General features: G+C 48.4%; 19 protein-coding genes. 4 read left to right on the top strand and 15 right to left on the bottom strand.

What is annotated here, in order from left to right; genetic code table 11:
* Positions 1–11: 11 nt before the first annotated feature.
* The 7 genes from FOA19_RS11675 to FOA19_RS11705 all read right to left on the bottom strand — a co-directional run bounded on the left by FOA19_RS11675 (position 12) and on the right by FOA19_RS11705 (position 6,440).
* Positions 12–1,175: an aldo/keto reductase gene (locus FOA19_RS11675; protein WP_149090997.1), complete on the bottom strand. Its 1,164-nt coding sequence runs from the start codon at positions 1,173–1,175 to the stop codon at positions 12–14.
* An 80-nt stretch (positions 1,176–1,255) separates the two neighbouring features.
* Positions 1,256–1,759: a cupin domain-containing protein gene (locus FOA19_RS11680; protein WP_149090998.1), complete on the bottom strand. Its 504-nt coding sequence runs from the start codon at positions 1,757–1,759 to the stop codon at positions 1,256–1,258.
* Positions 1,760–1,878: 119 nt separating this feature from the next.
* A complete protein-coding gene (locus FOA19_RS11685) occupies positions 1,879–2,622 on the bottom strand; it encodes an SDR family oxidoreductase (protein WP_149090999.1) in 744 nt (247 codons plus the stop codon).
* Positions 2,623–2,698: 76 nt separating this feature from the next.
* Positions 2,699–3,736, bottom strand: a complete 1,038-nt coding sequence (locus FOA19_RS11690; protein WP_223808858.1) for an alpha/beta hydrolase — start codon at positions 3,734–3,736, stop codon at positions 2,699–2,701.
* A 143-nt stretch (positions 3,737–3,879) separates the two neighbouring features.
* On the bottom strand, positions 3,880–4,479 hold the full coding sequence (locus FOA19_RS11695) for a sugar O-acetyltransferase (protein WP_149091001.1): 600 nt from the start codon (positions 4,477–4,479) through the stop codon (positions 3,880–3,882).
* Positions 4,480–4,563: 84 nt separating this feature from the next.
* Positions 4,564–5,376, bottom strand: coding sequence for a helix-turn-helix domain-containing protein (locus FOA19_RS11700; RefSeq protein WP_223808859.1), 813 nt, complete (start codon positions 5,374–5,376; stop codon positions 4,564–4,566).
* Between the two features lie 590 nt (positions 5,377–5,966).
* Complete coding sequence (locus tag FOA19_RS11705) at positions 5,967–6,440, bottom strand: DUF4188 domain-containing protein (RefSeq protein WP_149091003.1); 474 nt, start codon at positions 6,438–6,440, stop codon at positions 5,967–5,969.
* Positions 6,441–6,999: 559 nt separating this feature from the next.
* Here FOA19_RS11705 and FOA19_RS11710 point away from each other — a divergent pair.
* From FOA19_RS11710 to FOA19_RS11725, 4 genes are all read left to right on the top strand, one after another.
* Positions 7,000–7,935, top strand: coding sequence for a hypothetical protein (locus FOA19_RS11710; RefSeq protein WP_149091004.1), 936 nt, complete (start codon positions 7,000–7,002; stop codon positions 7,933–7,935).
* A gap of 232 nt (positions 7,936–8,167) precedes the next feature.
* Positions 8,168–8,623, top strand: coding sequence for a response regulator (locus tag FOA19_RS11715; RefSeq protein WP_149091005.1), 456 nt, complete (start codon positions 8,168–8,170; stop codon positions 8,621–8,623).
* A 253-nt stretch (positions 8,624–8,876) separates the two neighbouring features.
* On the top strand, positions 8,877–9,611 hold the full coding sequence (locus FOA19_RS11720; protein ID WP_149091006.1) for an SDR family NAD(P)-dependent oxidoreductase: 735 nt from the start codon (positions 8,877–8,879) through the stop codon (positions 9,609–9,611).
* A 43-nt stretch (positions 9,612–9,654) separates the two neighbouring features.
* Positions 9,655–10,032, top strand: a complete 378-nt coding sequence (locus FOA19_RS11725; protein WP_223808860.1) for a (R)-mandelonitrile lyase — start codon at positions 9,655–9,657, stop codon at positions 10,030–10,032.
* A gap of 168 nt (positions 10,033–10,200) precedes the next feature.
* On the opposite strand, the gene FOA19_RS11730 is transcribed toward FOA19_RS11725, so the two are convergent.
* From FOA19_RS11730 to FOA19_RS11770, 8 genes are all read right to left on the bottom strand, one after another.
* Entirely contained in the window at positions 10,201–11,616 is a 1,416-nt protein-coding gene (locus FOA19_RS11730; RefSeq protein WP_149091007.1) for a B12-binding domain-containing radical SAM protein, read from the bottom strand.
* A gap of 217 nt (positions 11,617–11,833) precedes the next feature.
* Entirely contained in the window at positions 11,834–13,399 is a 1,566-nt protein-coding gene (locus FOA19_RS11735; RefSeq protein ID WP_190300378.1) for a serine hydrolase domain-containing protein, read from the bottom strand.
* A gap of 354 nt (positions 13,400–13,753) precedes the next feature.
* The gene (locus FOA19_RS11740) at positions 13,754–14,470 is read right to left on the bottom strand and encodes a DoxX family protein (protein WP_149091009.1); all 717 of its coding nucleotides are present in this window, start codon (positions 14,468–14,470) and stop codon (positions 13,754–13,756) included.
* A gap of 394 nt (positions 14,471–14,864) precedes the next feature.
* The gene (locus FOA19_RS11750; protein ID WP_149091011.1) at positions 14,865–16,109 is read right to left on the bottom strand and encodes a DUF4153 domain-containing protein; all 1,245 of its coding nucleotides are present in this window, start codon (positions 16,107–16,109) and stop codon (positions 14,865–14,867) included.
* Positions 16,110–16,296: 187 nt separating this feature from the next.
* Positions 16,297–16,629, bottom strand: a complete 333-nt coding sequence (locus FOA19_RS11755; RefSeq protein ID WP_149091012.1) for a potassium transporter KefB — start codon at positions 16,627–16,629, stop codon at positions 16,297–16,299.
* Between the two features lie 79 nt (positions 16,630–16,708).
* Positions 16,709–16,957 (bottom strand): winged helix-turn-helix domain-containing protein, encoded by a 249-nt coding sequence (locus FOA19_RS11760; RefSeq protein WP_246853732.1) that lies wholly within the window; start codon positions 16,955–16,957, stop codon positions 16,709–16,711.
* Positions 16,958–17,024: 67 nt separating this feature from the next.
* Positions 17,025–17,648, bottom strand: a complete 624-nt coding sequence (locus FOA19_RS11765) for a hypothetical protein (protein WP_149091014.1) — start codon at positions 17,646–17,648, stop codon at positions 17,025–17,027.
* A 398-nt stretch (positions 17,649–18,046) separates the two neighbouring features.
* Complete coding sequence (locus FOA19_RS11770; RefSeq protein WP_149091015.1) at positions 18,047–18,250, bottom strand: hypothetical protein; 204 nt, start codon at positions 18,248–18,250, stop codon at positions 18,047–18,049.
* Positions 18,251–18,366 lie beyond the last annotated feature (116 nt).

Genomic DNA, 18,366 nt, shown 5'->3' on the forward strand with positions numbered 1-18,366 from the left:
CATCTGACCGGCTAATACTCCACCCGCGACTGTTGCAGTGCGTCATATCGATCACCAACAACACCAATTTTCTCAATTTTGCCTTCAATCTCCTTTATCTCGGCTGCGGTTAAAACGAAGTCAGCAGCTCGTAAATCTTCCTCCAAATGCGAGAGCTTGGTGGTGCCAGGCAAGGGAACGATAAAAGGGTATTTTGAAAGCATCCAGCTAAGGCATATCTGGGAGGAAGTCATACCTCTTGTCTTTCCGAATTCATTCAATGCCTCGACAATCCGGATGTTAGATCGTAATGCCTCCGGTTGGAATCGCGGCCATGCACCCCGGATGTCATTCGTTTTCAAATCAGAGTATTCGGTTAGGTTGCCACCCAGCAAACCGCGGCATAGCGGACTATAGGCGACAAACCCTATCTCCAATTCCTGCAACGTGGAAAAGATGAAATTTTCGGGCAGCCTGGTCATAAAAGAATACTCGCTTTGCACAGCCGTAACAGGGCAGACGATATGGGCCTTTCTGATGGTTTCCGCTTTTGCTTCACTGAGACCAAAGTGCAGCACCTTTCCGGCTTTGATAAGGTCCTTTACGGCACCTGCGACCTCTTCAATGGGCACGTTAGGATCAACCCTGTGCTGGTAAAAAAGGTCAATACGGTCGGTTTTGAGGCGCTTGAGTGATTGGTCCACCACCTTACAGATGTGCTCTGGTCTACTGTTCAAGCCACTTTTACCCTCAATATCAAAACCAAATTTAGTGGAGATGGCAACTTTGTTGCGGATGGGTGCAAGTGCTTCTCCTACTAATTCTTCGTTAACATAGGGCCCATAGACTTCGGCGGTATCGAAAAAGTTGCAGCCACGTTCCGCAGCATCCCTGATCAGTTTGACCATGCTCTTATGGTCGGGATGGGTTCCGCGACCTGTGTGCATCCCCATGCAGCCCAACTGAATGGCCGACACTTCTAACGGATTCTTCTTTGAGCCTAAGGTCCGTTTTCTGTTCAGGATGGTACCAAAGCCTTTTTTCTTCTCCATTTCCCGTGAGGAAGCGGCAAAACTAGTGACGGGTCCCGCGGCTAGCGCGCCTATCCCCAACAAGGTTGCGGCCTTCAGGAAGTCCCTCCGTATGGCCGCATCCGGGTTTTTATTACCAGACTGATCACCTTTATTCTTTTCCATCGCTTTTATCTTTTGTGATACACGTAAGCTTAGCCGATCACCCTCTACTCGGCACGACTGGTTGATTTTTTTTAAGGAGTTTATTTAGAACTGCCGTATTCTTCATCAGAGACAGGATGCAACCACTGCACGATGCCTTTCTCCGTGTTCGGGATGATGTACATCTGCTGCATGCCCTTTTCTGGGCTGGCCCCATGCCAATGGGTCACGTTGGGTGGGCATTTCACTACATCGCCTTTTTTGAGGGTTTGCCGAGGCTGGCCTTTTATCTGGTGGAATCCCTCCCCATCTGTTATGATCAGGATCTGACCGGCCGGATGGGTGTGCCAATTGCTTCTGGCACCTGGTTCAAAATAAACGTTGCCTACTAACGTGTTGTAGGTGCTGTCACTGGCTACTAGGCTGGTGGCATATGCTTTGCCGGTGAAGTTTTCCGCCGGTCCTGCCTCGCCTTTAGGGAAGATGGCTTGGGTTTCGCCGTTTCCTGTATTTTCTGGAGCCTGCTCTTTGCAGCCAATCGTGAAAAGTGCTGCCAAAGCAAAGGCGACTAAAGGAACTGCTGTCCTAATTCTGAATCGGTTCATATCTTGAGAGTTAGAATTCCATTGGCCAGCTATGGCGTTGGCTGGGCTGAATATTTCGGTTACTTCTATTTAATGCAGATCAATGCAAACCTAGCTTTGATACAGGCCTTCTAACGGGCTTACAGTTCCTGGGCAGTTGGCCGGAAAAGGATCTCGTTGATGTCAACATCTGCGGGTTGGCTGATGGCAAATGCAACCAGGCGGGCAAACGCATCGGGGGTAACTCCTACCTGTCCTACGTAGCTTTGGTTTGCCTCTTTGATATCATTTTCGCTGATGTGCTCCAGAAGCTCCGTCTTCACGGCGCCTGGTGAGACGATGGTAGTGCGGATGTTGTAAGGCTTCACTTCCTGCCGCAGTCCCTCAGATAAGGCCCGCACGCCAAACTTAGTAGCTGAGTAAACCGCGGATCCAGGGAACAGCACATGGCCGGCCACCGAAGATACGTTGATGATATGACCGGACTTCTGCTCCTTCATATGGGGAAGTGCGGCTGCGATGCCGTAGAGTACCCCTTTCAGGTTGACATCTATCATTTGGTCCCATTCATCTACATTCAGGCGCTCCAACGGTGAGAGCGGCATGATGCCTGCATTATTGAGCATCACGTCTACTCGGCCAAACTGCTCCACGGCAGCGTCTACCAATTTTTGTACCTGCTTACGCTTGGTGACGTCGGTGGTAACGGCAATGGCCTTGCCGCCATTCCCGTTGATTTCCTCCGCCAAGGCTTCTATCCGCTCACCACGCCGGGCCCCGAGTGCCACGGCTGCACCCATTGCGGCAAGGTGACGGGCTGTTTCCTGGCCCAGGCCACTGCTTGCCCCTGTGATGACGATTACTTTTCCTTCGATGTTATTCATGTTTTTAGATTCGGTTTGTGGTACAGGTTATGTGGTTAGATCAAATGCGACCAACTTCATTTTGGGTTCATTTTGGTTAATTTGGCTGCAAAACGCTTCCCGGTTGAAAGCTTTTCCTGAAGAAAGATTCAAGCTTGTCAAAGGGGATTTTATCCAGCCTGTCGTACAGGTCAACGTGGTCTGCCTTTGGTACAATCACCAACTCCTTCGGTCCCGAAGCCATTTTATAGATATCCTCAGAATAGTAACGGGAGTGGGCATTCTCCCCCGCAATCAGCAGGATGGGACGGGGGGAGATCATCTCGATGTTCGCGGCCATCGGGAAGCTGAAGAAGGACATGGGGGTGGTAGCGGTCCAGGCAGTGGTGGAGTTGATGGACCTGGGGTGGAAGCCGCGTTTTGTGCGGTAATAATCGAAAAAGGAGGCTAAAACAGGATCTGGATTTTTAGGCAGTGTTTCCGGAAGTACCCGGGTACCTTTTACGATGTTGCCGTTTTCGTCAAAAGGAACTTCGTGTAAGCCTAAGGCATTTTTCCCGCTTTCTGCATCGTCCCAACGCTGCTGGCTCAGGTACTCAATCACTTTTTTGCGCTGTTCCGGTGTATAGCTGTCTTTGTGGCTGCGGCTCATGCTGCAGGACATGTCATACATCGAGGCCGTGGCAACGGCTTTGATCCGGCTGTCGCTGGTGGCGGCAGTAAGGGCCATTCCGCTCAAACCACAGATGCCCACTGCACCAATGCTGTTGCGGTCTACCGAAGGTAACAAGCCGATATAGTCTACGGCTGCGCTGAAGTCTTCGGTGAAAATATCAGGCGAAGCCACGTTCCGCACCTCTCCGCCGCTCTCGCCGGTAAAAGAAGGGTCGAACGCCAAGGTCACGAATCCTCTGGCCGCCAACTCGTTTGCGTACAGCCCGGAAGATTGCTCTTTCACTGCCCCGAATGGACCACTCAAAATCAAGGCGGGCAGTTTTTGATTGGTAACACCTTTAGGCGTGTACAAATCACCCGTAATGGTAATCCCATAACGGTTCTTGAAGGTTACTTCTTTTCGGGTAACCTTATCGCTTAATTGAAAGGTATAGTGGTCTTTTTCTGTTGTCACTTTCATGGCTTTTGCCTGGCCTGATTTCACTGTCTGGTTTGTCTGTGCCGTTACTTGTCCTAACACTAGAAGGCAGGTAATAGCTAAAAGGGATATGTTTTTCATCTTTTTACACATTTAAGTTTGGTTTCATCTGGGGGAGAAACTTGTTATCCATCAATGGTTTTGATGACTTTGGCGGGAACGCCGCCTACAATGGTATTGGCCGGGACGTCTTTGGAAACGACGGCGCCGGCAGCCACAATGGCGTTTTCCCCAATGGTCACGCCAGGCAAGATGGTGGCCGCCGCGCCAATCCAGGCATTCCGTTTGATGAGGATCGGCTTGCAGATAAGGGCTCTGCGGTCAGCGGGATTTACGGGGTGGTTTTCGGTGATGAGGTTCACTTTGGGGCCTAGCAACACATGATCTTCCAGAGTGATTCCGCCCATGTCCAGGAAGGAGCAGGCATGGTTAATGAAGACGTTTTTGCCTATGCGCGTGAACCGCCCGAAATTGGTGTGGAAAGGCGCGAAGACAGTAGTACTCTCGTCCAGTGGGGTACCTATGATCTCGCTTAGCCGCTCCCGTATCTGGTCCACATCGGTATAGGCGTTGAGACCGGCAGATAGGCCTATTGTTCGGGTGACTATTTCCTGTATTTTATAATAATGCGGGTCATCCAGGCGGATCGGCTCCCCGGCTTTCATTCTGTCAAAGATGTCTCTGTCACTTTGAACCAGGACAACTTGTTCTTCCAACTTTTCCATTCCCTTTGCCTTTTATTTACCATGCAAAGGTACTCCGGCCCATACCCTAAGGGGTAAAGGAAATCAAACCGATACTTATGAAATTCAAACCTCCTGCGTGCGTAGGGCCTTGGGGTTGGTGCCGGTCATGCGCTTGAAGTAGTTGTTGAAATAGGAGGGGTACTCGAAGCCCAGGGCGTAGGCGATGTCGGCGATGTTCCAGTCGGTGTGCTGCAGCAGGGCCTTGGCCTCGCTGATGATGCGCTCCGCAATGTGGGCAGTGGTGGGCTTGCCGGTTACTTCCTTCACGGCGCGGTTCAGGTAGTTGGCGTGCACATTCAGGTTGGTGGCGTAGTCCTGCGCCGTTTTCAGCTGCAGAGGACGGTCGGCGGTCTCAATGGGAAACTGGCGCTCCAGAAGCTCCAGGAACACAGAGGTGAGGCGGGACAAGGCATTTTTGGGTTGGTCCACGTCCTCGGAGGGTTGTAGCTTGAGGGCCTCATGGATGATGAGGTGGATGTAGTTGCGGATCAGGTCGTCCTTATGGGCGTACTCCGTCCGTTGCTCCTCTATCATCCTTTGGAAGAGGGAGTTGAGGAACAGCCGCTGCTCCTCGGTGATCTTTAGCACCGGGGTACCGCCGATCTTGAACAGAGGGGATTGCTGCAGACTCTCCGAGCGGTCTGCCTGCTTCAGGAAGTCCTCCGAGAAAAGGATGGTATACCCTACGTAGCTGGTGGAGATGGTCTCCCAGGAGTAGGGGATGTGTGGGTTTCCGAAAAACAGCACCGTGCCTTCCTGCTCAAAGCTCCTGTCGGCGTAGTGGATGGCGCTCTTGCCAGTGGTCAGGCAGATCTTGTAGAAGTCTTTTCTGCTATAGGTGCGAATAGCATTGCCGTCGCTTTCTATCTGGAACACATTGAACCCCTTTAGCTTTAGATCCTTGTTAAAATCGGAGATAGAACGCTCTTTTGTGTTTGGCATAACGGAAATTAAAAAATCAATTCAATATGACAAATCTGCGCAACAGAAGTGATTGTCCTCCACATTTTTAAAGCTGCCTCTTACTCCCTTGTCCAGATTGGGATACTTTTCTGGTCCTACAGTTGGAGAGCAAGTTCTGGGACAAAGCAGCAGGCCTTCCCACGGAGCGCGCTCCTATATGGTTATGGGGAGAATTTAGGGTTTCTATTTTACTCCTTTTGCCAGTATGATGCAGCACAAAGGTAACCCTTCCCTAAGTTGCGCGAAAATAAAAATCAAACCGTTACTTAAGAATCTCAAACTACTTGCGGTTTTCTTAGAAATCAGAAGTTTGCAACCTATAGTTGAAGTGATAAAATAGATTTCCGATTGAGCAGTTCAGGAATCCTTAGAGTTCTATGCTTTTTTTACCATTTACGGTGCAGGCCCAATTGTCATTTCTAATAATAAACTACCATAATTAGTGGCTTATGGGTTCTCTTCTAGTAATTTCTTAGTAGCAATCTGAGGGGAGTAGAGACTATTTACTTAGGGCTGATTCTCTGGGCGGAGGACTCTTTACTGCCCACCGCGGGCACTATTTTCCCAACTTTTCCTAACCCATATTTGGGCATGTTGCTGTAAATGCACTCATACTCCCCAGTTCTTACCTTAAACGTCTCGTGCCAGATTCCCACCTCACCGCTCTTTCTGACCTTTTGGTTGAAGTCTTTCCAAGCGGGGTAGTGAGCCCCATCTCGGTCTTTTGCGTAAGCCTCCAACTGCTCAAACGATCTCCAGTATTGCGCAATAACAGGAGGGAGGCCGCCGTACATCTGGAAACCCAGGAACCCGCTCTCGGGCTTGCCGGAAAGCTCCCGCAGCATTCTGGGCATGGCTTGGGCGACCGGAACCCATTTATGGAACTTCCAAAAGCTATTGATGCGCATCCCAATGAGGAAAACCACGAAATCTCCCTCCACATCCACGGTCATTCTTTGGTTGATTGTCTTTGCCATATGTAATTAGTTATTAATGGAAGTTGTGAGGTTTAATGGAAACGCCTGGTGTGTAGTAATGGACAGGGATTTACTCTCTGCAGCGGCCATGCAGCTTGCTAGGTCCTTTTTTATCGTTCCTTGACCTTGAGTCCGAGTAGCTTGCCGAAGCTAAAAGATAAAATCTGATAAACCAATTAGGTAAGGGTAATGGCTTGATAAGGCAAAGCAACCCCCTTGGTTTTATTTTACAAATCATCCGTTTCCATCAATACGTGTTCCATGCTCCTTATTAATCCCTTGGATAAGTCGGTAGGATTGTTTTAGCTCTATGTTTAAGGCTGTCTATTGGAGATTAGCCCCATCGTGGCTTCCTGCTTTAATTTGGTAAGTTCTAGAAGAATTTAAGTGCTGAGAAGTATACAACGCATTACTATAGTGGCCTTTAAGGCCAAATTGGAAGGCAGCCAAACCAAACCAGAAGGTAAAAACTAATCCTGGTTGCGTGTGGATATGGCTAAACTTTGTAGTTTTATGTAAGTAACCGATCCGATTCAGTTTGAACCGAAGTCGTTTTGTAATGTCGCCGTTGAATAAATCTCTCAGGAAAAAGCCGCTTTTAACCGTTTACCTGTTCCTTTTAGGCGGCGGCTTGCTTTTGCCTGATTTCCTCTCTTCGTATAAAGAATCATCGGCAGCCCAATCTAAATCCTCGTCTCGCCTAGTTCCTGCATCCAAATTAGAGATTGATTCTGCCATGGCCTTAAGGGGCAAGTCGCAGTTTGAACAGAGTTTACCAATGCACCTTCCTTTGCCGGAGGAAGACGACTGGGTGAGGAGGAGGTTACTGAAAGACCATGGCGCTATTTTCGTGGCCCAGGGCAGTGTTGTTCATCCGCCTAAGATCATTTTTGACGATGCGGTAGATTGCGCCAATTGGCAGGCACAAATTAAGACTCGCCGCGAAAAAATAGGAGGGACCTCGGTAGAACTTCAGACTGAGGCAATGGAGGCATTGCTCGCTGCCCGTACAGAAGCCGCTAAGAAGAATCTCCGGATCACTCCGCGAGGCACCAGGGCTGCCCGTCGGACTTACCGGGACACGGAAAAAATATGGAGCAGCCGCATTCTCCCTGGACTGGACTACTGGCAACGCCGCAAAAAGTTGAGTGCCCGCGAGGCAGCCCGTATCCGCGCGATGGTTCCTCCCCAGCAAGTAGAAGAGATTTTAAAACTAGAAGCTCGCGGACTGTATTTCAGCCGGAATTTTTCCAAGCCCGTGCTGTACTCAGGATCGGCTCCCGGAGCTTCGCAGCATATTTCCATGCTGGCCCTTGATGTCAATGAAAACGAGAAAGCGGAGGTGCGCGCTATTCTGGCCCGGCACGGTTGGTTCCAGACGGTTATCTCAGATCTGCCGCATTTTACTTATTTGGGCACAACCCAAGAAAAGCTGCCAGCGCTTGGGTTGAAGAAGACAGTAAAGAATAATCGGGTTTACTGGACGCCAGAATAGAGGCCGCTTCTACCATTAGGAAGGATTTTCTGTTTTAGGTAAGCTTTCGAAAAAACGCCTCCAAAACAGAGAATACAATTAAATAAATCCAATATAGAAGATGAGTTGTGTTTTTGGAGGATTCTTGATTAAAGGTATTTTTCCGTTACTTTGCAACAGGAGCTATCAGTATAAATACTGAACAAAGGCTTCTAGTTTCATAAGAAACAGTACTCAGTAATACCTTATCTGAATGAAGAAACTCAAAAACGTGCTTTTGGTGGATGACGATGAGATTACCCTTTTTCTTAAATCTATGTTGTTAGCCTCTGAAGGATCCGCTGAGGAGATACTAATGGCCAGTAACGGCCAGGAAGCACAGAGAATCTTAGAGGAGAGATGCTCTACGGCCAAGGTATGCAGTTGCGATTTAGATGTGATCCTGCTTGATATTAACATGCCCGTCATGACTGGATTCGAATTCTTGGAAGAGTACGGCCAAATGGATTTGGCTTGCGACCCAAAGTTGGTAATTCTCTCCAGTTCAAACCATCCGCTTGACCAAGCCCAAGCGGGAAAGTTCGCCTTAGCCGGAATGCTTACTAAACCACTCAATGTACAGGACCTAACTGACCTTCTGCTCCAGAACTCAGAACCGGAAAATGAACTGCTTAAGCAAAAACCATCAAGTGATAGAAATCCTCATTAGGTAAGGCTCCTATTTGTTTCTAATAAAGAGTGTTGGAATACTAGGCATATGGAAAGGAGCCTTCCGGAAATTAGATCCAGGGTCTTTTTTGAAAGTTATATTTGAATTCCTTAACTTCTTAGGTGCCGAAAAGATAGTAAGCTCCGTTTTGTGATACAGGGTAGAGTTTAAGGTCAAGACATTTAGTCTCTCTGCTTTTACTTCAAAAACTACTTCAAGCGCAATTAATGAGTATAAAGCAGGAGAAATTGAAATGGCAAAGATTTTCATCACCGGCTCAGCCGACGGGCTGGGGCAGCTAGCCGCGAAGGCATTGCTCCAGCAGGGGCACCAGGTTGTGTTGCACGCGCGCAATGCAGAGCGCGGTCGAAAGGCTTTGAAGGCTAACCCGGAAGCAGAGACGGTGCTCATCGGGGATCTGTCTAATATGCAGGACACCATCCAACTTGCCTCACAGGTGAATGCGTCAGGGCCCTTTGATGTGGTCATCCATAATGCCGGCGTTTACCAGGGCAGCGCCAAAGATATCTTCGCGGTGAATACCCTGGCGCCTTATATCCTGACCTGCCTGGTGCAGAAACCCAAGCGGCTGATCTACCTGAGTTCGGGCATGCACCTGCAGGGACGTGCGAACCTTGATAAATTCCATCCGGATAATAGCTCCATTTCCTATTCTGACTCAAAACTGCATGTGCTCATGCTCTGCAAGGCGGTAGCACAAAAGTGGCCTGATGTGTACGCCAATGCCCTGGACCCGGGCTGGGTTCCCACCAAAATGGGAGGACGCGGCGCCCCGGACAATCTGGAGAAAGGATTTGCCACCCAGGTCTGGCTCTCCACAAGCAATGATCCGCAGGCAAAGGTAAGCGGCCGATACTTTTTCCATCAAAAGGAAAGACCTTACAACCTGGCCGCTGATGACGTTCACCTGCAGGAGAGATTTCTGGATTTGTGCCAAGAGATCACAGGTGTTTCCTTTCCTGCTTAAGGAAGAAGCGCAAACAATACGGTAATCAAAAAGGGACTTGAAAATGGAAATAGTAAAAATAGGCTCTCAGCCATCCGGCAAAGGTCCGGAGGATTGGTTTACTGGAGCGGTGCGCATTGATCCGCTGTTTGCCGCGAATGAAGCCAGACGGGGAGCAGGGGCCAGCGTTACCTTTGAACCAGGGGCCAGAACTGCCTGGCACACCCATCCTTTGGGCCAGACGTTGATTGTAACTGCCGGCTGCGGTTGGGTACAAAAAGAAGGCGGACCCGTGGAAGAGGTTCACCCGGGTGATGTGGTCTGGTTTGAACTAAACGAAAAGCATTGGCACGGGGCCACGCCCTACCGGAATGACGCACATTGCCATTCAAGAGACCCTAAATGGCAAAGTGGTGGACTGGATGGAGAAAGTCACCGATGAGCAGTATCGTAAATAACCTAAGTGTCTCTGTAGCCTTCTTGACCTAGGTTCTTGAGAAATACAGCCACAAACATCCATAAGGAAAGCGCATGGTAAAATACCTGGTTCTGTTTTAGGCTTGTTTTCTTCAGAAGAAGCCTAAAACAGAACCAGGTATTTTTTTCTACATCAGCTTGCTACAGGTAGGCTGGCCAGGGTGGAAGTTAAAGGCGGACTGTTTTTGCCTTTAGCGGCAACTGGCGGAGGTAGTACCTGGTTCAGATCATTGCGCTTGGCCATGTCAATGGGATAATTCTTTCTAACCCTTTTGTACGCGTAGAAAGAGTTCATGAAGAAGGATAGCAGAAAGGCGCCTAATCGTAAGGTGAACAATCCGCCTAAAATCCTCCTGAAGGAGTAAAGGGGAGAGAAAGACTTCTTCCACAAGGTCCGGTGGGCCTGGAGCAGTTGGGTCTCGGTGATCTTCTTTGGCTTAAAAGCTACGTTGTAGCCATTGTAGAAATTCCAATTTCTTTGGTTTAAGATCCGGCCCTCCTGGTTTAGTTTGGTATAAATGGGCGTTCCCCTGAAAGGCGTCATGATGCTGAGAAAAGGAACATCAATGCCAATTTCCATCAGCTGGTCTGCCATGTTCACAATGCTCTGTTCATCATCGTGGTCAAAACCGGCAATGAAGCCCGCCATCACGGCAATCCCCCGCTTTCTGATCTCCTGTACCGCCTCTTTGTAGTGGGCAATCTTGTTCTGCTTTTTATTCGCATCTACCAGAGAATCTACCCCGAAGGATTCAATCCCCAGAAACACGCCTATACAACCAGAGGCTTTCATGAGATCCAACAGTTCAGGGTCTTTCGCGATGTCCATGCTGGCTTGGGTAAGCCACCACTTTTTAAGGGGAATCATCTGCTGGAGAAGCTGCCGGATGTAAGGCCGCCGAATGGTAAGGTTATCGTCCCAGAACCAAACCACTTTCCTTTGCCACCAATGCTTGAAATGGTCATAGGAGGCATCTCTGATGACATCCTCTACCGGTCGTAACCTGAACCCCGGATTCAAAGAGGGAACGGTGCAAAAGGAACAGGAGAAAGGACAACCCCTGGTGGCTTGGATTACCTTTTTAATGAAGAACCTATTGGGCAACAACTCATACCTGGGGGTGGGTAAGCTTACCATGTCGCTGGGCGTGCCTCTGTACACCGTCTGCAACTGACCAAGCGCCACATCCTGTAAAAGGGTGGGCCATACGTTTTCAGCTTCCCCGATGACAATGGCGTCAAAATAGGTCAAGGCTTCTTCCTGGCAGTAGGTGACATGAGGCCCTCCGGCCACCACCAGCTTTCCTCTCTTCCTGAACTCCACGGCTAGTTTGTAGGCCGATACGGCAAAACCGTTGAAAAACGAGATGGCAATCAGATCAGCATCGGTGTTGAACTCTATTTTGTCTATTTGTTGATGAAACACCCGTACTTCATGCGGAGGAGGGGTGATGGCGGCTAAATGGATGCCCGTAATGGGCGGAACAAAATCCCGTTCATGCCCAAACTCATACCTCTGGACATAAGCAATGATGAGGTCTATTTTCATGTTGTATCTTTTGGATGTACTGCGCTTTTAGAGACTTGCAAGCCTGCAAATAGTTGATTCAATCAGGCATAAGAATAAGGCACCTGATGTCAGCTTGGTTTTGAAGCCATTTTGAAAAAAATATATAGGAATCAGGAGGCGGGCATCTGTTTTAGGCCTGATTTCAGGGAATCTGGTCTAAAACAGATGCTCTTGGTGCGCCTTGGTTTTCAACTGGCTATCGGCTGCTGGCTTGGTCGCCAGACCTGGTGAACCTCATGTTGCGGACCACCGGATTGCTATAGTCCAGAGCCACGACTTTGCCGGCTTTGTCCCGCACAAAGCGCAGCGTGATACCACCTAACTGGAAGGTATCTTTGCTGACAGGCTTGAATTCAAAACCAGGAGCGGGGGCATCGTTGGCGCGGCCCATCAGGTTGTTGTTCACGGTGTCCATGTCAAAGAAGGCCCCTATCTCATCGTTCTGGTACCGACCGGAATAAGCCTGGAGATCAGCGGAGGTGGGGGTAAAGGGCTGGGCGCGACGGTACTTGGAGGTTTTGCCTTCCATAGATTTCAGCTCAAATTGATCTGGTGAAAGAAAGTGCAACTCAAATTCGTCCTGTGACATGAATTGCACGAAGGCACCAAACCGGCGGTATCGGTCTTTGCCAACAGGCACCAGGCCAGGGCCATTCGCTATCCTGAATCTGTCACGGTCTACCGCCAGGCGCAGCGGCTCACCGGTTTTCTCGTTGAAGAACAGACCCGTTTTCCCTTTGACTTCTTCCAAGGCCTCAGCGGTTAGAGCGGGCGGAGTGCTGGCTATTGCTGGCTGGGAGTCTGCATAGGTGACAAACTGATCCACAATGCGCTCCGCTAAACCTGTGGCAGGCTTGGCATCTGAATTACACAGCACAGCCACCGATACACCCTGCTCAGGAAAACGTCCCAGCCAGGTATGGTAACCGGCCGCTCCGCCTGAGTGCCACACCTCTTTCACCCCGCGGTACGTCTCCAGGAAAAGACCACGAGCATAGCCCAACTTTCTGCCGTTGTTCAGTTTGGCCGGTTCTTGCAGCTTTTCCGTTACAAAAGCACCCAAGCGGTTCGTTGATAAGGCATTGTTCCAGAGAAGGAGATCGGTGGCCGTGCTGAGGATGGCCCCGCCGCCCCGGTCATTTCCCAGGTACATGTCCAGTTTCCAGCCGTCTTTTGTCTTCTCGTAACCCAAGGCACGGTTCTTCACGGCGGCCGTCATATCGGTCACATAGGTGGTGGACTTCATTCCCAGGGGCTCAAACAGGCGCTTGCGGGCGAAGTCGGCAAAGGGCATGCCGGTAGTGCGGGATACGATCTCAACCAGCAACACATAGCCGCTGTTAGAGTAAGACCATTCCTCCCCGGGTTTGAAATTGAGACCTCGCTGACGCAGGATAAGGGTGATGGCTTCTGGTTTGCCATTGGCCAGCGGCAACAATCCCGTCCAATCCCGGATGCCGCTGGTATGGGTAAGCAGATGGTCCAGCGTTATTTTCTGCCCGTAATCAGGCAGCTCAGGAAGGTACTTATGGATGTCTTCGGTAAAAGACAATTTCTTCTCCTCTACCAACAGCAAGGTGGCCGCGGCTATGAACTGCTTCCTCACGGACCCAATATCGAATACCGAGTTAAGATCCAGGGGAACTTCCCGCTCTAAATCGGCAGAGCCATAGGCGCGGTTTACCACCACTTTACCGTTCTGAGAGACCGCGCACACGCAACCAGGCGTCTCCTTTGAAGCCCAACTGAATACCTTGTCCACTTCGGCTGTTTTATCCTGCGCAACGGCAGAGTATCCTGTAAAAAAGAGAGCGAATGCTGGCAGGATAAAAGGACTAAATAGGCCTTTTATCAAGGATTTTGTGTGTTCAATTTTTGCTTTTTGTTTCCCTTTTAACAAAGTTTTTGTTTCTGGTTTCATAAGCTTAAAATCTAAGTTAAGGTTGAATGAATTAGTAGTTGTTAAATCTTGAAAGTGCTTTGTGTTTCAAAGTGTATTTTGAAAAAAAAAGGCAAAAGTACTCCTGTTCAGGAGCTTGTAGAAGCACCTGATATAACATTAGTAATTATGGCAAACTGTATTCTTGACTGTGGGTTTTTAAGAATTTAAATGGCTCTATTTGCCAGATGCATTATTGTAGGTTTCTAGGCACTTGTTAAGCGGTTGTCCTTCTTTGTGGATGCAATCGCAGAAAGTGTAGCAAGCGGCAGGGTTATCACTTTCATCACATTGGGTTCTACATTCCTTGAGCGTATTGCGAGGTACTAATTCGTTGCCAAAGACCGCAAATAAAATTACCGCAGTGAAGGCCAAAGCTACCCCCGAAAAGAACTTAAAAGGGAACTGTGGATGAAGCTCGCGCCACTTGGCTCTAAGGCTCTGGCGGGCAGGCCGGTTGAACGGCAGAATAGATTTCCAGGCGGGATAGTACCAGCAAATGAGGTACAGGTTGGCCAGTACCATGAGAGGCGAAGTAATGCGTGATCCCTCAAAACGAACAGCCAGGGACAGAATGCATATGTTTAAAATAATGGGAAAGTAGATAAAGGCTCCCAAAATCACCGTACGCGGAATGAGCAATAATACTCCAGCCACTACCTGCATCACGCCAATCATGGTGTAGTAATATCCGGTATGGTGCAGAGCCTCCAGATAATTTCCCATCGGGTGGTTCACCGATAGGACTGTGAACCGCTCCCCCATAATTTTCATGATACCAGGAGGAATGAATCCTACTGCCAGAATGATTCGGCAAAAAATGGAGAATAACCAAAGCCACCTGTTTTCTGTGGTTTGTCTATGGAAGTCGTCTAATTTTGAAGATAAGCTCATTTTTTTTCGTATTGTTGCCGGTCTACTATCCTTGATAATTTGGTGGAAGCGCTTACAGCTTATCAATCATATCGCCTAAATCACTTACCCCTAAGGTGAACATCATTAAGAAAATGAAAAGAATTACTTTAACTACTATTGGGATAGTGAAATTGAATTTTTGCTTCAGGTAAGCATTAGTAGGAGGCAAGTAAATGAATGAAAATAGGAAGTAGCCTATTGCCGGAACTGGGTGCACGAACACCAAATTTAATATTCCTATGACTACTAAAAGCAAGCTAACTGCCCACCCAGTTATTTCTAAATAATTTGTTTTTGCAACCATGTTTATCAACCGTTTTTAGCCTGTAAATACATAATCAATACAAATTCAGAATGGCTGTTCTAGTCTTATTTATTTAAACCCGAATAGCACAGGGAATAAGAAAACCACGATTGCCGTCCAGATAAAATAAACCGGCAGGTACAAGACAATGGCTCTGCCAACCTGGGGAATGTCTGCCTTTTTGGTGATGGTTTTAAAAAGCATCACCGTCACTAGAAGCAGGTGTACCAGCATGAGAACATTGGCGCCTAGCACCGCCACTCGGTTTGGGGTAATGCCCCACTCTGAGATCCGGAAGGAAATTGCAGAAAGCGCAATACCATTGACCACCACCGTCACAACGGACAGTAATAGAAGCACCCAGGTGCCCCAAGCTGATTTTTCCTGGGCTGAGGTCTCTGCCACGGAGAAAAAGATCAAGGCCATGACCCCCACCAGGAGCACGTTGAACAACATGAGGAATTCTCTGTCATTGTAAGGGTCTTTGCCTGAGTAGATGATGGCACCCAGATAAATGATGAGCATCACCAGAACCAATGGGCTGAAGATCTTGGCAATCACCGGGGATACTTTGTTCACCAATTGTGGATTGGTTTGGGTAAGATAAGTGGCCAGGATAGGCACTGCCGCCGCCCCGAATACTACCACGTACTGGGTGTAAAACTGCTCTATTTTCAACCCGATCAGCTCGAATAAGCCCAGCGTGATGCCGGTCATCATTACCCCCGCAATCACGAGCATCGCGGACATGACCGCCAGGTCACCGTTGAACCGAAGAAAGTCGAGCCTTTTCCGGTAATCTTTTAGGTCTTGGCCGGTAAAGGATACTCCAAGCATCACCCACAAGAGCAGGGGCAAATGGATGCAAGCCAGAATAAGGGTGTCGCTGGTGGGGCTGTTTGGCAGAGAATTGATGTACAACAAACAAACGACCATCACGCCAAAGACAAAGGCGATTTTGCTTCCGGCTAGTTTATTCCTCCAGGCAAAGTAGGCTGCCAGAAATGGAAACACCAGAAACCCGATGTTGCGGGGGTAAAAGAACTCTTCATTGAGGCCGAAGATGCTGGGTGTTTTGGCAAGGATGCCGGCCAGAAGGGAGGCGAGCACCACAAACAGAAACTCCTTTCTGGATCCCCAGGAAATGGCATCCGATTCATAGTGCAACCGTTCCTGCCAGAACTCGGCCAGAACATTGCCGCTGAGTTGGGGGTAGAGCCCGCTGAACTCCTGCTTGAACCCGGCTTTGTTAGTCCGGTACAGCTTCTCCAGGTGCCTTGGGTCATTTAGGTGGGTAAGAATTTCCTCTTTCATGGGTGTAGGCTTTTATTCTGTTTGAATCCTTTATTATCTAAATATAAATTGCTGTTTGTCCACTGTAGGTCTTATCGCCTTTTCTGCCTGTTTTCCTAATAACAGGGCTAAAACAAAGAGCTTAGTACATGGGCACGTACTTGCGCTCCGCAACATGATTGACCTTGTAGCCAGAAATCAGCGGATATTAGTCCCACATGGTTCCGTCCAGGCCAACCACGACGCCCATCCATACGCCAATCAGGTAGACTACTATGCTCAAGAGTATGGTCAAGGCTTTGTTGAAGCCTCGGGCGCTTTGGTAAGCCATGAAAGCGTAGAAGGCGCCACCTATGGCCCCTGCCAACGGAGTAATGAGGAGCGGCCTGATTCTCCAGTACTCTCCCCAGGCGGGATCTGTGTAATCCACCCCGAAAACAAAAAAGGAGATAACCAGGAAGGCAATGGCCGCCCCAATGAGGACAGGCTTTATGAAGGATACTTGAGGATTTGGCTGGGTTACATTGTTCTGAGTTGTCATAAAAAAGTGAATAAGGTTGAAAGTAGTTTTGATGATTATTAAAGTACTTTGGATTGCAAAGTAAGTGGGCAAAAAAAATTTAACTTCCTTGTCGGTTGCTCAAAATAAGCTTCTCCAATGCGTCCAGGTGGCTTTTAAAGGCTTGTCTTCCTGCATCAGTGGCATGGTAAGTGGTTTGCGGCTTGCGGCCCACAAACTGCTTTTCAACCCGAAGGTACTCGGCCTCTTCCAAGGCTCGCAAGTGGCTGGCCAGGTTACCGTCTGTTAGTTGGAGGGTGTCCTTCAAAGTGCTGAAATCCACTTTGTCCTCCACCATCAGCACTGACATAATGCCCAGCCGCGCCTTGCTTTCAAAGGCTTTGTTTATGTTTTCTAAATAGTTTTTCACTGGTCTGCTAGCGTTCGTACTTAAAATACACCAGCGCGCCATACACAATGTGCAGCATGCCAAATCCTATGGTCCAGGAAAGCAGGCCATAACTCACAAAAAAGCTGGCTAACAAGCCAAGCACAATCTCAAAGATACCCAGGTACCGGATGTCACTGATAGTATACTTGCTTCCGTTCAACAGAGCCAGTCCGTAGAACACCAACATGGAAGGAGCTACCAGGTACAAGAGGTTGTGGTAAATAAGGATGGCGCAAAAGGTCCCCCCGGCGGCTAAAGGAATGGCCAGGTTCACCGCCAACCTTTTTGATTGGCTGTCCCAGATACGGTGGTTCTTTTTTCGCGCGTTCCTGACGGTAAAATAAGCAGCAGCACAGATTCCAAGCAGAAGTACGGTGGCCGCTACTCCTAACAAGAAAAAGATATCCTGGGTTGTAAGGTTGCTGCCTAAGTCATTATAGTAATTGATGTTGTTTTCGCTGAAATACCATTTCACCACAGCCGCACCCACCAGAGCCAAAAGGCCCGGGAAAACACCAGACAATCCGCTCAGCGAGATAAAGCGGGAAGAACGATCCATGATGTTCCGGATCTCGTGCAGGGTTTCTAGTTGCTCTTGCTGCTGGTTCATGTTAAAGTACTTTGCGATTCAAAGTTAATTGAAAATTCTTTCTACGCAATAGTTTGTTCAAAGATTGTTTTCGGGTGATGGACTGCAAAGCCTCCTTTATGGAGGGAGGGTAGTTTTACGGGAGATGTTTTCCGGAGGGTATAATTTAAAATTACCTCAGCTAGTTTACCTAGGATTACCTCACCTACTTAATTGAGGCTTATGCTATCAAATACTTTAAATATTAAATTCCGGAAGGCTGATACGCCTGGATATAGCCTGATTTAGTAAAATCAAGCTAAAAACGAACGTGTTGATAGAAATTCCCTACAGATAGAGATGGACAGGAAGTAGTTACTTGATTGAATTTGGTTTAAGATGGTTTTTGAAAATTTGCAGGTAGAACGCTAATGCTTTATTTACCGCTGCAGAAAGTAACTGATTACTGTGATGGCGTACTCACCTCGGTTTCCAGTGAAGTCTCGGTCATCAAAGCCTACTAACCCGTCATTCCTCAGGTACGTGTACACATTAAAAGGTTCTAACAAGTAGTGCAACTCCACCATCTCCACAATCCGCTTGAAAAGTTGATCGCTCTCATTTACTTTTTCAGGTCTGCCCATACAATAGCTACTCTATACTGATCCTATTTATATGGGATTGAAGCCGGAAAGTTGATGGTGTAAATACCCAATTGTTCTAGGTAAATACCTATTTTTTGGTTTACCAAGTAGAAATC

The organism is Rufibacter hautae, from assembly GCF_008271695.1.
Lineage (GTDB): Bacteria > Bacteroidota > Bacteroidia > Cytophagales > Hymenobacteraceae > Nibribacter > Nibribacter hautae.

Excerpts from the sequence above, each read along its gene's own strand:
- FOA19_RS11755 (WP_149091012.1), bottom strand. The coding sequence starts at position 16,629 with ATGACAACTCAGAACAATGTAACCCAGCCAAATCCTCAAGTATCCTTC.
- FOA19_RS11720 (WP_149091006.1), top strand. The coding sequence starts at position 8,877 with ATGGCAAAGATTTTCATCACCGGCTCAGCCGACGGGCTGGGGCAGCTA.
- FOA19_RS11760 (WP_246853732.1), bottom strand. The coding sequence starts at position 16,957 with ATGTCAGTGCTGATGGTGGAGGACAAAGTGGATTTCAGCACTTTGAAG.
- FOA19_RS11750 (WP_149091011.1), bottom strand. The coding sequence starts at position 16,109 with ATGAAAGAGGAAATTCTTACCCACCTAAATGACCCAAGGCACCTGGAG.
- FOA19_RS11730 (WP_149091007.1), bottom strand. The coding sequence starts at position 11,616 with ATGAAAATAGACCTCATCATTGCTTATGTCCAGAGGTATGAGTTTGGG.
- FOA19_RS11695 (WP_149091001.1), bottom strand. The coding sequence starts at position 4,479 with ATGGAAAAGTTGGAAGAACAAGTTGTCCTGGTTCAAAGTGACAGAGAC.
- FOA19_RS11770 (WP_149091015.1), bottom strand. The coding sequence starts at position 18,250 with ATGGGCAGACCTGAAAAAGTAAATGAGAGCGATCAACTTTTCAAGCGG.
- FOA19_RS11715 (WP_149091005.1), top strand. The coding sequence starts at position 8,168 with ATGAAGAAACTCAAAAACGTGCTTTTGGTGGATGACGATGAGATTACC.
- FOA19_RS11705 (WP_149091003.1), bottom strand. The coding sequence starts at position 6,440 with ATGGCAAAGACAATCAACCAAAGAATGACCGTGGATGTGGAGGGAGAT.
- FOA19_RS11680 (WP_149090998.1), bottom strand. The coding sequence starts at position 1,759 with ATGAACCGATTCAGAATTAGGACAGCAGTTCCTTTAGTCGCCTTTGCT.
- FOA19_RS11740 (WP_149091009.1), bottom strand. The coding sequence starts at position 14,470 with ATGAGCTTATCTTCAAAATTAGACGACTTCCATAGACAAACCACAGAA.
- FOA19_RS11710 (WP_149091004.1), top strand. The coding sequence starts at position 7,000 with ATGTCGCCGTTGAATAAATCTCTCAGGAAAAAGCCGCTTTTAACCGTT.
- FOA19_RS11690 (WP_223808858.1), bottom strand. The coding sequence starts at position 3,736 with ATGAAAGTGACAACAGAAAAAGACCACTATACCTTTCAATTAAGCGAT.
- FOA19_RS11685 (WP_149090999.1), bottom strand. The coding sequence starts at position 2,622 with ATGAATAACATCGAAGGAAAAGTAATCGTCATCACAGGGGCAAGCAGT.
- FOA19_RS11765 (WP_149091014.1), bottom strand. The coding sequence starts at position 17,648 with ATGAACCAGCAGCAAGAGCAACTAGAAACCCTGCACGAGATCCGGAAC.
- FOA19_RS11725 (WP_223808860.1), top strand. The coding sequence starts at position 9,655 with ATGGAAATAGTAAAAATAGGCTCTCAGCCATCCGGCAAAGGTCCGGAG.
- FOA19_RS11675 (WP_149090997.1), bottom strand. The coding sequence starts at position 1,175 with ATGGAAAAGAATAAAGGTGATCAGTCTGGTAATAAAAACCCGGATGCG.